The sequence below is a fragment of the Streptococcus parasanguinis genome (genome assembly GCF_901875555.1).
In the GTDB taxonomy this organism is placed as follows: domain Bacteria; phylum Bacillota; class Bacilli; order Lactobacillales; family Streptococcaceae; genus Streptococcus; species Streptococcus parasanguinis_H.
In genome coordinates this window covers 92,393-106,105 of the sequence record NZ_CABFMD010000035.1, presented here as the reverse complement: position 1 = coordinate 106,105, position 13,713 = coordinate 92,393, and the positions used below count along the sequence as shown (strand labels likewise).

At 35.8% G+C, this 13,713-nt stretch carries 17 protein-coding genes; 11 read left to right on the top strand and 6 right to left on the bottom strand.

Annotated features, from left to right (window positions below; translation table 11 throughout):
- The 6 genes from JX304_RS09545 to JX304_RS09520 form a co-directional block, all read right to left on the bottom strand.
- Positions 1–861, bottom strand: a complete 861-nt coding sequence (locus JX304_RS09545) for an ImmA/IrrE family metallo-endopeptidase (RefSeq protein WP_205012358.1) — start codon at positions 859–861, stop codon at positions 1–3.
- A 203-nt stretch (positions 862–1,064) separates the two neighbouring features.
- Positions 1,065–2,462 carry a hypothetical protein gene (locus JX304_RS09540; RefSeq protein WP_205012357.1) on the bottom strand — a complete coding sequence of 466 codons (1,398 nt, stop codon included), beginning with the start codon at positions 2,460–2,462 and terminating at the stop codon, positions 1,065–1,067.
- A 110-nt stretch (positions 2,463–2,572) separates the two neighbouring features.
- Entirely contained in the window at positions 2,573–2,860 is a 288-nt protein-coding gene (locus tag JX304_RS09535; RefSeq protein WP_205012370.1) for a helix-turn-helix domain-containing protein, read from the bottom strand.
- Complete coding sequence (locus tag JX304_RS10975; RefSeq protein ID WP_205012372.1) at positions 2,851–3,084, bottom strand: hypothetical protein; 234 nt, start codon at positions 3,082–3,084, stop codon at positions 2,851–2,853. Before JX304_RS10975 ends, JX304_RS09535 begins: the two co-directional genes overlap by 10 nt.
- A gap of 29 nt (positions 3,085–3,113) precedes the next feature.
- Complete coding sequence (locus JX304_RS09525; RefSeq protein ID WP_205012355.1) at positions 3,114–3,530, bottom strand: pyridoxamine 5'-phosphate oxidase family protein; 417 nt, start codon at positions 3,528–3,530, stop codon at positions 3,114–3,116.
- A gap of 59 nt (positions 3,531–3,589) precedes the next feature.
- Positions 3,590–3,937 (bottom strand): helix-turn-helix domain-containing protein, encoded by a 348-nt coding sequence (locus JX304_RS09520; protein ID WP_205012353.1) that lies wholly within the window; start codon positions 3,935–3,937, stop codon positions 3,590–3,592.
- A gap of 658 nt (positions 3,938–4,595) precedes the next feature.
- Here JX304_RS09520 and JX304_RS09515 point away from each other — a divergent pair.
- The 11 genes from JX304_RS09515 to JX304_RS09465 all read left to right on the top strand — a co-directional run bounded on the left by JX304_RS09515 (position 4,596) and on the right by JX304_RS09465 (position 13,711).
- Complete coding sequence (locus JX304_RS09515) at positions 4,596–4,778, top strand: hypothetical protein (protein WP_006149311.1); 183 nt, start codon at positions 4,596–4,598, stop codon at positions 4,776–4,778.
- A gap of 34 nt (positions 4,779–4,812) precedes the next feature.
- A complete protein-coding gene (locus tag JX304_RS09510) occupies positions 4,813–5,109 on the top strand; it encodes a hypothetical protein (RefSeq protein ID WP_006149313.1) in 297 nt (98 codons plus the stop codon).
- A gap of 21 nt (positions 5,110–5,130) precedes the next feature.
- Positions 5,131–5,592: a conjugal transfer protein gene (locus JX304_RS09505; protein ID WP_201088210.1), complete on the top strand. Its 462-nt coding sequence runs from the start codon at positions 5,131–5,133 to the stop codon at positions 5,590–5,592.
- A gap of 13 nt (positions 5,593–5,605) precedes the next feature.
- A complete protein-coding gene (locus JX304_RS09500) occupies positions 5,606–7,294 on the top strand; it encodes an FtsK/SpoIIIE domain-containing protein (protein ID WP_205012351.1) in 1,689 nt (562 codons plus the stop codon).
- 206 nt (positions 7,295–7,500) lie between these two features.
- A complete protein-coding gene (locus tag JX304_RS09495) occupies positions 7,501–8,733 on the top strand; it encodes a replication initiation factor domain-containing protein (protein WP_205012350.1) in 1,233 nt (410 codons plus the stop codon).
- Between the two features lie 14 nt (positions 8,734–8,747).
- On the top strand, positions 8,748–8,981 hold the full coding sequence (locus tag JX304_RS09490) for a hypothetical protein (protein WP_049474705.1): 234 nt from the start codon (positions 8,748–8,750) through the stop codon (positions 8,979–8,981).
- Between the two features lies 1 nt (position 8,982).
- Complete coding sequence (locus JX304_RS09485) at positions 8,983–9,540, top strand: conjugal transfer protein (RefSeq protein WP_205012348.1); 558 nt, start codon at positions 8,983–8,985, stop codon at positions 9,538–9,540.
- 10 nt (positions 9,541–9,550) lie between these two features.
- A complete protein-coding gene (locus JX304_RS09480; protein WP_205012346.1) occupies positions 9,551–10,546 on the top strand; it encodes a conjugal transfer protein in 996 nt (331 codons plus the stop codon).
- A gap of 9 nt (positions 10,547–10,555) precedes the next feature.
- Complete coding sequence (locus JX304_RS09475; protein WP_001095596.1) at positions 10,556–10,780, top strand: TcpD family membrane protein; 225 nt, start codon at positions 10,556–10,558, stop codon at positions 10,778–10,780.
- A 2-nt stretch (positions 10,781–10,782) separates the two neighbouring features.
- Positions 10,783–11,193 (top strand): conjugal transfer protein, encoded by a 411-nt coding sequence (locus tag JX304_RS09470; protein ID WP_049486006.1) that lies wholly within the window; start codon positions 10,783–10,785, stop codon positions 11,191–11,193.
- 13 nt (positions 11,194–11,206) lie between these two features.
- Positions 11,207–13,711, top strand: coding sequence for an ATP-binding protein (locus JX304_RS09465; protein ID WP_205012344.1), 2,505 nt, complete (start codon positions 11,207–11,209; stop codon positions 13,709–13,711).
- Positions 13,712–13,713: the final 2 nt, after the last annotated feature.

Genomic DNA, 13,713 nt, shown 5'->3' with positions numbered 1-13,713 from the left:
TCACATTAACAATAATTTCAATTCAGCTTTTTGTTTTGCTTCTTTGTCTGTTAGCTTATTTTTATCCCAAACATAAGCTATTGATTTTCCTCTATCATAAATGAGCCATACTCTTAAATTATTACAGTAAGTCTTTATTGTTTTCCAATTCTCTTGATCTAGAAGTTCTGGATATTCTTGACTAGTCACGAAGCCTTTTTTGATTACTGATTGCTCAATCTTATTGATTAGAGAAGTCTGATAGTTGTTGAACTCCTTTATAATCTGATTTTTGACACCGTGAAACAAAAGGAGTAGTGTGGCATTTTGTCCATCAATATAAAAATCGATAGCCTGCTTAATGGTACTTTCTTTTCCAGGATAATATTCTCTAAGAAGATCTAAAAGGCGAAAGAACAATGCCTGCTTTGAAACATCCAGGCTATTTTGAATGTGTTGAAAGGTGTCGCAACTATAATAGATCTTAGCCAACAAAACAATGTCAGGCATTAATACTACAGCAGAGAAAATATTCGCTTCTCGCTCTAGTAGGTTTTCCTGATTATCAATAGACTCTGCAAAATAATTGCCGTCATGTTCTAGTATAAAATGTCCCAATTCATGACACAGAGTAAAATTTTGCTTTACAATTGGATTATCCTTTTCATAGGAAAAACTAATACCTAATTCATCAATAACAGTTAGTCCTTCAATCTTATGATTTGAGAAGTGGTGACTAATTACTTGAATTTGATATTTTTGAATACAATGTTGAAAGAAGTAATTAAAATTATAATTTAATAATGAAATATCATAATCCTTCATGTATTGGTATAACACATGTTTTGTAGACTTACTTATTCTTGTATACAATTCATCCAAAGAATGATACCTCCTTTAAGTATAAATTACAAAACTAAACCATTTTGGTTGAGTCAATTATATAAAAGAAGTGGACAATTGTCCACTTTCGAGATACAAAATTAAAAGCAACTTTAACATTCAACGAATAAGATAAATAAACAATGAAATATAGTATTTTGAAACAAAGTATTCTTTAAATTTTGCTAACTAACTTAATGTACTTACTTTTTAAGTATAAACTTTTTCGAATCAAATTTAGAAACTTCTATTCTCTTTCTAATTTTGGATGCCAAATTCGAGCTGTCTGTTATTTCTACTTCAAGAATTTGAGTATCATCAGTTATGGGTATTCCTTCAACTATATTGTATGAATTAGGATTTTTAGATCTATTCTCAATTAAATTTTTATCATCTGAATAGTAGATAGGATCTTCGCTAATATCAATATCCATCCCTAAAAATTTATAGTTTTCTGAAATGAAATATGTTTTGTTTTTCTCTATTTTATTTATAGATTTATATAATTCTTTCCATTTTTCGGAATTTTTTTGTACAAAGGTGTAGCCATCAATTTCTAATGTTCCGTCTTGATTACATTTAATTTTTTTGTTATTTTTTTCCAGTTTGATACTAAGTTTACTCGACTTATTAATTATTTCAAAGTTCTTCTCTGATAATCTCAATTCATTTCCTGAAATACTAAATGTATGAAATGATTCTATATAATTACTTTGATCTATCGGATATTGTTGAATTCTGTACCATGTCCCTTGAAGTTGCAAAAGGTCTGAATCCCCACCCAAATATGTATGAATGTTCTTTTTTATTTTATCTCTTTGAGTTTGTCCTATTAGAGAAAATGCCGCTCCACATAATAATGCTAATCCTACTATCTCAAACTCTATAAAAACAATACGAAATAATCCTATCATAAAAAATTTTTTAAAACTAGAATGATTTGTTTGAGATAAAAGCACAACAGGATTTTCGACATTCGAAGCATCTATGACTTTTTCTATTATCCAGTTTTCCCCTTTATAATTCACATATATGTTTTTCAAAGGAAATACTTCTTTTGTTTCTTTGTCACGCTCACATTTTTTAACAAAACCAGATTTTGTATAGACTAAATTTTCTGTTTTGTCAGTATTTTTTTCAACCTTAGTTTCTATTTCTTTAAGTTTAGTTTCCAAATAAAAATCATTTATACCAATACTATTTTTTATACTTTCTTCATTTACAAAGGCTAATGAAACATACAATAAGGGTATAGATAAAAGCAATAAAGCATTTATATTCATGATTTTAGAACCATTGTTTTTATTTTTTATTCCAAAAAACTTCCCCAAAAAATTCTCAGATACGATATAAAAAATAAAACTATAGACTGTCATAATACCTACCCATGCAGGTATATTAACTAATCCAAACAAACTTACGAAGCATATCACAATTATTGTAATACCTGCAATTCTAAGATAAATACATTTAGTGGTATATTTATCAAAGAGTTTCCCAAACATAAAATAAAATATATAACTTATTATAGATATAGAAATAATTGCTAAAATAACTGTCCATAGCACCGAACTACTTACAAATGAAATGAACTTATCCATACTAATATCCCCTTTTTTCTTATCCCTTACTCATTAAATATATCTTTTTTCTAATTTTCTCACAATTTATCTATTGTTGGTTTATCCAAATATCTTGAAGTGAACTTACCCTATTTCTTGTTCTCAAATAATTGTTTTCGTTCTTCCATAAACTCAATCAACTCTTTCTTAAAAATTCTCTTCTCTTCCTCAGTTAAACCTTTTGAGTTCATACGGAAAAGCAATTCAATATTGTCTAATTCATCAGATTTTTCTTCTGAGTTTCCAACTAAATAGTCAACTGACACATTTAAAACTTGTGCAATTTTAACGAGATTTTCCTGTGTTGTTTTTTTTACTACACGTTCCCATGAAGCATATGCTTGTTGGGAAATATCTAGTTTTTCAGCTAAACGTATTCTACATTATCATTATCACTCTTTTCAACAAGTTTTTTTAATAATTTAGCTTCAGGAATATGAGTAAATAAATTATTTCTAATCTTATTAGCAACTACTAAAGAGGCTTCTTTTTGCAGTGGAGTTAATGAATATGATTGGAAATCATAGTTGTATAATTCCTTTTTTCTGACATCAACTTCAAAATGCTCCATCTTTGGTATTTCAATTTCAAAACTTTCCATACTTTAATCTCCATTTTTGGAACTTTAATTTAAAGTTCTATAGTTTGTATTGTTTCTAGATCTTTGGTAACGATCGCAGTATCAAATCGTATTTCAAATAAAACTAAAGATTCCCCTGCAAATTCAATAGTATTTTTGTAACCTGGTACTTTAGCAATAAATTGGTCCGCCACTTCAAAAATAGTTCTGGTACTTTTTTGAACTAAGCCCTTAGCTTTTACGTGTTCATTCCCAGAGTGTGGAATTGTAGTAAATGCAATATGAGAGTTTGATTCCATTTCCTTAATCTTATCATTACCTTTGAAAGATGAGAAGTAGAGTATATTATTGGTTGAATCAAAAACAAAATTTACTATTCTTACATTTGGAATATTGTTTACAGATGTCGCTAAGGCAATTTCTTTTTGTTCTGACATTATTTTCAAAAATTCTTTTTTGGCATCCATTTATAAAACACTCCTTTTAATCAATGAAGTTATCAAACAAAAAAATGCTAATTTTTAGTTTACTTGTTTTTTTCAAATGCTTTTTTTCTCTTTTCCATAAACTCAATCAACTCTTTTTTGAAAACTGTTTTTTCATCTTCCGTTAATCCTTCAGAATTCATACGAAAAAGTAGCTCAATATTCTCTAATACATCACTTGTTTGTTTATTTTCTGTGTTTCCTAATAAGTAATCAACTGAAACATTTAAAATTTTGGATAATTTCACCAAATTTTCTTGGGTTGGTTTTTTTATTCCACGTTCCCATGATGCATATGCTTGTTGGGAAATATCTAATTTACTTGCTACATCAACTTGAGTTAAACCAGTATCTTTCCTAAGTTTTTTTAAGCGTTCTGAAAATTCCATTTTAAAACCTCTAAAAAATTTTTCACTTTTTTCAAATAATCCCTTGACAAAATACAACTATAGGTTGTATAATATAATCAACAACTGATAGTTGTATACGACCTAAAAATAATAACCTGTTTTAAAGGTCGAATTTAGATCATTGACAATTAAATAAAAAGTGCGTCTGACAACCAGAGGACTGATCATCAGAACAACACATAAACTTCGTACCTTTATTGTAAATGTTTTGATACTAAAAGTCAAGTCCGTTTTATGGTTGAAGTGAAGATATAAAACAAGTATTTGTGGGCTTCCACGCATTTCGGACTTTAGCACTTTTCCGAATAGTAAAGTGAACTGGCTTCGCCAAAGGGCGTAAGAGAATCCCTTGGGTATGATCATGACTACCTAAAGAGATTGGCTGGGAAAGCGATGGTAATTCACGCAAAGCACCTTGCTAAACGTTGCCACCGTGGAAAGAGGGATCTTTCCAACCAAATAACTTTTCTTTACTACTGTCTATCTACTAAGATAGACCTACTCTCAAGCTACTAAGTTCTTTCCTTTTTTCACTTAGTAGCTTTTTTACTTATTACAATAAAGGAGAATGATATGACAAACTTTTTTCGCATTACAATGTAAACGACTCTATGATAACTATGAATTTACCTATGGCATGTTTAGTGAATCTGATAAACTTCAGGCTAAACTTTATGCTCAAGCTCAAATAGATCTAGATCATCTGGCTCAAGATGCTCGTAGAAACGGCTACGCTCACGGGGATATTCAATTCTATAGTCGCATGTTTAAACGCAAATTATTTACCCACTATTACTCAAGAGTCAAGCAACTAGCTTAACTCTTTTTATTTTACACTCAGAAAGGAAAATCTTATGATCTCAGAAACACTTAAAATGAAACCAGAATTTATTGGCCCTGCTTACTACGAACGTTTAGGGAATGCTCCTAAATTTATTTTTGGAAAAGAAGGCAAATACCAACGTCACATTCTAAACAGCGCAGAGCATGGTGCCTTTCATGTCATCACACCTGCTTCTACAACGGTCTTCCCAGAAGATGCTCTAGTAGAAACTGTTAACCCAATCTTTTTCCCAGATACTGCTCTTAATGGCAATACTGTTGCACCTTATCTCAATGTCTTTGCGGAAAAATTGGTAATCAAAAAATAAGAAATTAAAGGAGAAAATCACATGGCTAAAATTGGACTAAACTACGGAGAAAAACTACAAATTGCTGACAAAACTTATCGTGTCATTACAGACGGGTTAGATGTCCCAGCTGTCCTTGGGAAACTGACTTTCCGAGGCATTGAAGGTCCTGATATCATCTTTGAAGTGGATCGCTCACAACGAAATCCTGACGGATCATTTGTCCAAGTCAATACAGGTGAGATCCGTGGAATTGTCGTAGGGATTCACTCTTCTGTCCAGCATGAAACCCTCTTTTTCACGATTGCAGATATGTCTGAGTCTGAAATTGAAGACCTAGGTATTAAATACCGAGAAGAGGTTGAACTAGAAGATATTGTTATCACGCATACCCACGTCAATCGTAATGATATCTATAAGCTCTTTGCTTCTAAAATCAAGAAAAAAACTGGAGGCGCACCGATTAAAGAAAACAAACCGGTAGAAAATAAGAAGGAAAACTAGGAGGTGATGCAGAATGAAACTCTTTACCTATCGGGGAAAAAGAGTTCGAATTTTTCATCGTAAACTAAAGGGAATCACATGGTTTATCTGGTGGTTTCCTTTTTTGTTGGCTATTAGTTACTACAGCTACTTACATTTAGAAGAATTAAAAGTTCATCCCTTACCTCAAGGATTTTTTCTAGGAGCTGGATTTCTATTTTCTTTGATCTTCTCTTGGTTTATCAATCGAGTTTGCTACAGAAAGTTGCTCTTTTTTCAAAAGCTCAACAGCCTTCGAATTCTTTCTCGCTTTTTGCTAGAAAATAACCTCTATCTAGTTAAAAAGGTTAAACGAGATAAAGGAATAGTTGAGAAAATTAATCTTCCAAAAGTTTACCTCAAACAAAGTCATTACGAGATTCAAGTCAGTTTTATATTAGAAGGAAACAAGTTTCAAGATCGATTTTTAAATCTTGGCTCTACTCTTGAAGTCATGTTCAATGGGGACTTTCGTGATAAGAGTTTTGATAATTGTTTTGTTAAATACAAAATTGCTATCAATCGGATTGATAGTCGTATTTCAATTGATCAAGTTGAAGTCAAAGGCTCAAAGATCCGTCTTATGAAAGATGTCTACTGGGACTACGTCAAAGACTCTCACCTACTAGTTGGCGGGGGAACTGGCGGAGGAAAAACTGTTACTCTCATGTCTATTATCTATGCCTTGTTAAAAGTTGGCTATATAGATATTTGTGATCCTAAAAACTCAGACTTAGCTTCTTTAAAGAAACTTCCAGTATTTCACGGTCGAGTCTATTCTAGTAAAGAGGATATCATTAATTGCTTTAGAGAGAATGTCGAGTTTATGAAGAAGCGCTATGAAGTCTTAACGTCTTTTCCAGACTATAGACCAGGTACTTATTACACCCATTACAATCTAAAACCTAAGTTCATTCTAGTTGATGAATGGGCTGCTCTCATGGCCAAGATTGACCGTGACTATAGCCAACAGTCGGAGCTCATGGAATACCTAACTCAAATCGTTCTAGAGGGTCGTCAAGCTGGAGTCTTTATCATCTTTGCTATGCAACGGCCTGATGGAGAATATATCAAGACTTCTCTTCGGGACAACTTTATGATGCGTCTTTCAGTCGGTCATTTAGAATCAACAGGATATGACATGATGTTTGGGGATGCCAATAAAACCAAAGAGTTTAAAAAACTGGACGAAATTAATGGAGTGAAAGTCGTCGGTCGTGGTTATATTGCTTCAAGCGGGAATCTGGCTGGTGAGTTTTATTCGCCTTATATTCCGCTCGATCAAGGATTTTCCTTCTATGATGAATACGCTAAAATCCCGATTATGGAATTTGAAGGAGAAGAGTTCTCAGTATTTGAAGAATACAAATCACCAGTTGAATCAATTGACCCTATAGAGGAAAAGGAGGTTATAGAAAACGAACCAAACAAGCGACCACTCAAGGAATTTGCGGATGAGTACGATTTAAAGATGCAAACTCTTCGAAAAATCATCCCTTATATGGAAGAGCACGGAATTTCATTTGAACGGACTGACTCCGCTATTCTCATTGAACCTTTTCAAGAAAAGTTACTTCTTGAAACCATCACCCGATTTGAGGAAGACGGACGCAAGTCTTATCCAAAAGCTATTGAAGCGATTGTCCGTCATCATGGGCTAGGACAAGGGCAAGGGCAAGCCTGACCGCAGGTCAGGCGAAGACCGAAGCCCGCCGTTCCTGGCTCATGATGACAACGAACCCCCGTTTTCTAATAGGGGGGTTACATTTGGCAAAAACGCCAAGTCCACCCCTCCTCATTCCTTATGGGAGTTGGGTTTTCAGATTTTACAAAGTGTGTCACTTTCATCAAAAAAGTGTGTCACTTTGTTAGAAAGAGGTGTTGCGATGAATGGACAAAATTAGTCCTTTTCAGATTAAGAATTTCAGAAAACAAACAGGACTGAGTCAAAAAGCATTTGCACAAGCTGTTGATCTTCCGACTAGAACCTACCGCTCTTATGAAACAGGCGAAAGAGGACTAACGATTGATAAGTTTAGAGAACTTAAAGAAAGGCTCGGTTATTATCAAGATTGCGATAAAAACAGTCTTCGGGCTCAGATCGATTATCTACGTTTATCCTTTCCTAGATTAAAGGATCTAGATGCTTTCTGTGAAAACTTCCTTCACTGTCACCTAAGTGAATTTACAGACCAAGAAACCCGTCTCATGAATTATACCCACTTATGGCAACGAGGAAATATCTGGATTTTTGATTTCTTTGATAAATCTGTGACCAATGACTACCAAACTTGTCTTCAACTATCTGGTCAAGGATGCCGTGAGTTGGAATTACTTCTAGAAGACAAGGGAATCACTTGGCAGATCTTTCTTCAAAATATTCTTTATTCCTATGAAGATGTTCGGGTGAAGCGTTTAGATATTGCTCTAGATGAACTCTATAAGGGTTACGGTCACGAGGACGAACAAATTCAGATTTCCAAACTAATTGATAAACTCTATTCCAAAGAGATTGTTCTAGACACGATCAAGAAATGGAATATCACAGGTGGTGGATCATTCACAGATAATGAAGATATGGAGGCCAATCACGGATTGTCTATTTACTTTGGGAGCCGTCAAAGTCAACTCTACTTTAACTTTTATGAAAAGCGCTATGAAATAGCTAGAATGGAAAATATCTCCTTGGACGAATCCTTGGAGATTTTTGGTATCTGGAATCGCTATGAATTACGGTTCTCAGATCAGAAAGCTCAAGGTGTTGTGGAGGAATATATCAACGGTGTAGACCTCGGAGAAATCGCAAGAGGCATCGTCAATAAAGAAATTCAAGTCTATGATGGTCTCACTCGATTTGGAGCCTATAAACCCGATGAAAAATGGCAACGGCTCTTTGGAGGAGTCGAACCCTTGAAACTCTCAACCAACCCACAGCCTTACAGTATTGAGCGAACGATTCGCTGGCTGACCTATCAAGTTGCTAACTCTCTTGCACTAGTTACTGAAGCAGATAAAATCTTGCAAACAGAATACATGAAGATGATTCAGAACAGCGGAGAGATCACTGATCGAGGGAAAGCCATGTTAAGACTTCTCAAAACCAACAAACACTATGAACACTAGAAAGGAAAAGCAATATGGAATACAAAGTTCAAATCAATTCACTAGATAACTTTAGAGCCTGGTCTGGTGGACTAACGACTTTAAACACCGTCCGTGAACGCGGTGGAGTAGATACCCTAACCGTCATTTGTGAGGATATCTTCTCTGGTGACACACCAACCGAAGTACAAATCAATGACTGGCTCTGGTTCGATTCAGATTTTATCTACCAAGCTCTAGGTTACGATGATCTACTTGAGGCTTCTTGAAATGCTGAAGAAGATCTATCAAGCAGATTTTCTGCTTCTTCCAGAACATGAATTTTGGTATATGTATATCATTTTAAGAAAAGGAAAGGACTTCTACTATGAGTGCGCTGGCAGGTGTACAGAAGACCTTCCAGATAGTAGAGGATTTTATACCTATGAACATGCCTGTTTCACGCTAGATGGTCAAGTATTGAGCGTAAATAAAAAAATGCGACCGTCACTCCTTACTTATATTCAAAAGACCATCAAAGACAATCAAGAAAAATTTAGAAAGGAAATTGAAATGGCTACTAAAACTATTTTTGAAAAGAAAGTTTCTCAAGTCACGAATGAACTGGGAGAATTACTGAAAAAGAAAGATCATAGAGAGGCTTGGACCAAGGCTGGAGAATTAAATAGTCTCCTAAAAAAAGAAGAAGCCAAAGACCTAAAACCTCAATTGATCGAACAACTCCAAACTGAGCTACGAGGCTACTATTACATTAACGGCGAGATCGAAAAAGCCAATAAGCGCCTCTATGCAAAAGGATCAAAGCTCATTGAGCTTGCTGGTCTCTAAAGGAGGATTTATGGATAAAGCTAAACGCTACTTGCTTCAAGCAAAAGAATATCTCTCACACTTCAAAAAGGTAGAGAAAAAAGGAGGCCCACCAAAGCTAAAAGTCACCAATAAAAAGACCGTCAATATCGCCGTCATAGGAGGAATTTCTTTCCTCCTTTTTGTTGGTTTCTTGGGATCTATCCGTGCTATCACACTCTCAAATAAGGTAGGTACACTACAAGCTCAAGTTGAGGCCACTCAAAAGCAACAGACAAAGCCTATGGAGTCGAGTAGAAAATATGACTATAAACTCCAGTACTACTTGAACGACTATGTCTTCGCTTATTTCACACTTCCTAATGAAGGTGATAAACAAAAAGAGCAAGTGGACTACTTAAATAAATTTTACAACTTCATCCCTGATGTAAAATCTCAAGGGCAAGTTCGAAATCCTAGCACACTTCTCTATTCTCAGTTAGTGACTGTAGAAGGGAAAGTTGCGATCTATAAGGTTAAATACAAGGAAAGCATCCATCGGGATAACAACACAGAAGAAAAAGAAATTGTGACAGGTTTTAATATTCCATTTGATGAAAAGGATGGGAAATATTATGTTTCTGGCCTTCCTTGGTTTTCTGCCATTGAATCCTCACAAGCTGGACACTTTAGCGAAGATGATAAGCTCCAACTCACTGCCAATGACCATTTTTCAGACAGCGAGCGAAAGAAAGTAGAGAAATTCCTCAAGGTCTTCTTTACCAACTACACCACAAGCCAAGATAATCTTAATCTGATTGCTAAAAATGTGAATATCATCGCAAATAGCACTTTCAAAACGATCGACTACACCTATCTTAAACAGGACGGTGATGATCTAATCGCTTATGTTCAAGCTACTTTTGAAGTTGGAGGCACCACTCACTCAGAAAACTTCACCTTTAATCTCTCAGAAAAAGAAAAGACCTACTATGTCACAAAATTGGAACACACCATTCCACTAAACTATGCAAATGATAAAGAATAGGAGAACTCTATGAATACAAACAATCTACGAACCTTCCTCCAGGGCGATGGAATTTGGATTCTCACCGCTATCGCTGTTTTATTGGCTATTAAAGCTTGGCGGAATAGCTCTTGGCTTCAACTCTTTTCAGTCGTTGGTTTCTATGCCGTTATTGTTTCGATTGCTAAAGGACAAGATATCCTAAAAGCAGTCGGCTGGTTCCTTCGACTCTTTGGTATTGAATCAGGACTCTAAGTATGAATGAAGAAAGACTTTATGACTACAGTAAGGGCCTAAATGCTCCTTATTGGATCCAAGAAATTAAGACAAAAAAGGGCACTCGACTATGGTACTTTGCAACACCTATGCAGTTGTCCTTTTTCATTGTTTTTATCATCGTCTTTGTGGCCATGTTACTCTTTGGAGGGTTTATCTTTGTGCCACTCGCAAAAATTACTCACTCAATTTCTCTCTTGCTCTATTGGTATATTCCTTATAAATTAGCCAAATTCTATACGGAATATGAGCCTCACGGTAAGAAGATGCACGTCTTTATTGGAGATTACCTGATTTATTTCTGGGACTTCAAGATCAATAAAAAAGCCATCTACCATGAAGATCGAATAGAGCCTGTAGAAGAAATTGTCTTTGAAAAAACAAATCTATAGAAAAGGAGGACCTATGAGTATTACTTTAACCTATCCTATTAGGGAAACACATGAAAATCTAGCTCTCAAAAAAGATCGAACAGTCGTTGCTTATTATCGTATTCCAAATACTCCAATCACGATTACGGATGAAGAAAAAAAGGGCAAACATAAAATCACTGTTGCTCAAATGATGAAGAAGCTCCAGAAAAACAAGTTCTTTGAAATATCTCTGATCCCTAAAGACTATCTCTTAGAAGAAAAAATGCGGGACTTCTCAGACGCTCTAGCAGATGACAGTCGTGAACTAGGAGAAGAACTTCTTCGTTACACGGTGGATCGTCTAACAGACGAAATGGAGATTCCTTATCAGTTTGACTGGGTTGTTGGAGTAACCCTACGTAAACAAAATCATGGAGCTACCGTCAAAGACTTGGCCTATGAGAGCTTTAATGAGCTCACTGAAAAAATCGCAAAAGGCCTTGGCTATGAATATGAATTAAGTCCCACATGGTATGAAGACTATAAAAGTGATGAATTCACTATTTTTCAAGCCTTCTCAGTTCTTCGGGCAAAGCGTTTATCCAATGAAGAGCTCTTTTACTATCAGCGAATGCAATACCTCCGCTATATTCCTCACTACAAGAAGGAGGTGCTCGCCAATCGAGCTCAATTCAATATCACAGATACCTTGATTAAAGTTTTAAAAGGTGGCTTTCTCAAGCTAGAAAGCCCCTATGGTTCATCTTTCGTGACGATTCTTCCTGTAGGTAAATTTCCTGTTCAATTCAACGGTTTTCATCTTGGCGAATTTATCCAACGTTTGAACTTCCCCGTTGAATTACGAATCAAGGCAGAATTCATTGATACCGGTAAAATCAAAGGTCGAATGGGACGATCGAATACACGTTATCGAAATATCATGGAAGAAGCTGAAAATACAGATACAGTCCAACAAGATGAGATCATTTTGGGCTCTATTTCCCTGAAGGACTTAATGAAGAAAGTCGGAAACAAGGAAGATATCATCGAATACGGAGCTTATCTGATTGTTTCTGCTTCTAGTGTGAACCAACTACGACAAAGACGGCAAGTGGTTTTGAATTACTTTGATGATATGGGAGTTGAAATTAGTGAAGCCTCTCAAGACGGTCCTTATCTCTTTCAAGCTCTGCTTTATGGAGAAAACCTCCAAAAGAAAACTCGCACCTGGACACATATGGTCACAGCTCGTGGATTTTCAGAACTCATGCCCTTCACCAATACCTCTTCTGGAAACCGTATCGGTTGGTATATCGGCCGAGTAGATAACTGGACAGGCCGTTGGGACAATATTGCAAAAGCCATTGATTCCTCAAAGAACATTGTCCTCTACAATGCGACAGTCGGAAATAAAGAAGATATCGCTGGAAAGATCACCAAGAACCCACACATCATTATTACGGGGGCAACAGGTCAAGGAAAATCCTTCCTTGCTCAGATCATCTTTCTAAGTGTAGCTTTGCAGAATGTCAAAACCCTTTACATTGATCCTAAACGAGAACTCAGAAATCACTACCAAGAAGTGATCAACTCACCTGAATTCGCACGTCTCTATCCTGAACGCAAGAGACAGATCGAGAACTTTAACTTTGTGACACTGGATAGCTCGCTTCCATCAAACCACGGTGTCTTAGATCCTATTGTCGTTCTAGATAAAGAACAAGCTGTAGAGGTCGCAAAAAACATGCTTGAGTTTCTACTACAAGCAGTAGATGATGTCACGATGGACCAGAAGACAGCGATCACAGAAGCTATTAATGCGATTGTGGAGAAACGGGTCGCTGGTGAGAAAGTAGGCTTTAAACACGTATTAAAAGTGCTGAGAAGCTCCACTTCCTCTGAAATTGCTTCGGTTGGCCGTTACCTGACTTCAATTGTCACAAACTCTATCTTGGAACTAGCCTTTTCAGATGGCACCACTCAAGGACTTAACTATGAATCAAGAGTGACCATCCTAGAGGTCAATAACCTCAAACTACCAAAAGACGATTCCACAAAAATTTCAGATCATGAACGCAATTCTATTGCCCTCATGTTTGCGCTTGGTGCCTTCTGTACCCACTTTGGAGAACGAAATGAAAATGAAGATACCATTGAGTTCTTTGATGAAGCATGGATTCTTATGAAGTCCGCAGAAGGAAAAGCCGTTATCAAAAATATGCGTCGGATTGGACGCTCCAAAAACAACACCTTGGCATTGATTACTCAATCTGTACATGATGCAGAAAATGACGATGATACCACTGGGTTCGGGACCATCTTTGCTTTCTATGAAAAGTCAGAAAGAGAAGATATTCTAAAACACGTCAATCTAGAAGTCACTGAAAGCAATCTCGAATGGATTGACAATATGATCTCTGGCCAATGCCTGTACTATGACGTGTATGGCAATCTCAATATGATTTCCGTACACAACATCTTTGAAGATATTGATATGCTTCTAAAACCAATGAAAGCTACGGTATCATCAAGCCTTGAAAATAAATACGCTAGTTAGGA

What these genes read in the sequence shown, in the direction of transcription:
- JX304_RS09485 (WP_205012348.1), top strand. Translation starts at nt 8,983, where the DNA reads ATGCTGAAGAAGATCTATCAAGCAGATTTTCTGCTTCTTCCAGAACAT.
- JX304_RS09475 (WP_001095596.1), top strand. Translation starts at nt 10,556, where the DNA reads ATGAATACAAACAATCTACGAACCTTCCTCCAGGGCGATGGAATTTGG.
- JX304_RS09480 (WP_205012346.1), top strand. Translation starts at nt 9,551, where the DNA reads ATGGATAAAGCTAAACGCTACTTGCTTCAAGCAAAAGAATATCTCTCA.
- JX304_RS09515 (WP_006149311.1), top strand. Translation starts at nt 4,596, where the DNA reads ATGTTTAGTGAATCTGATAAACTTCAGGCTAAACTTTATGCTCAAGCT.
- JX304_RS09490 (WP_049474705.1), top strand. Translation starts at nt 8,748, where the DNA reads ATGGAATACAAAGTTCAAATCAATTCACTAGATAACTTTAGAGCCTGG.
- JX304_RS09505 (WP_201088210.1), top strand. Translation starts at nt 5,131, where the DNA reads ATGGCTAAAATTGGACTAAACTACGGAGAAAAACTACAAATTGCTGAC.
- JX304_RS09465 (WP_205012344.1), top strand. Translation starts at nt 11,207, where the DNA reads ATGAGTATTACTTTAACCTATCCTATTAGGGAAACACATGAAAATCTA.
- JX304_RS09540 (WP_205012357.1), bottom strand. Translation starts at nt 2,462, where the DNA reads ATGGATAAGTTCATTTCATTTGTAAGTAGTTCGGTGCTATGGACAGTT.
- JX304_RS10975 (WP_205012372.1), bottom strand. Translation starts at nt 3,084, where the DNA reads ATGGAAAGTTTTGAAATTGAAATACCAAAGATGGAGCATTTTGAAGTT.
- JX304_RS09525 (WP_205012355.1), bottom strand. Translation starts at nt 3,530, where the DNA reads ATGGATGCCAAAAAAGAATTTTTGAAAATAATGTCAGAACAAAAAGAA.
- JX304_RS09500 (WP_205012351.1), top strand. Translation starts at nt 5,606, where the DNA reads ATGAAACTCTTTACCTATCGGGGAAAAAGAGTTCGAATTTTTCATCGT.
- JX304_RS09495 (WP_205012350.1), top strand. Translation starts at nt 7,501, where the DNA reads ATGGACAAAATTAGTCCTTTTCAGATTAAGAATTTCAGAAAACAAACA.
- JX304_RS09520 (WP_205012353.1), bottom strand. Translation starts at nt 3,937, where the DNA reads ATGGAATTTTCAGAACGCTTAAAAAAACTTAGGAAAGATACTGGTTTA.
- JX304_RS09510 (WP_006149313.1), top strand. Translation starts at nt 4,813, where the DNA reads ATGATCTCAGAAACACTTAAAATGAAACCAGAATTTATTGGCCCTGCT.
- JX304_RS09470 (WP_049486006.1), top strand. Translation starts at nt 10,783, where the DNA reads ATGAATGAAGAAAGACTTTATGACTACAGTAAGGGCCTAAATGCTCCT.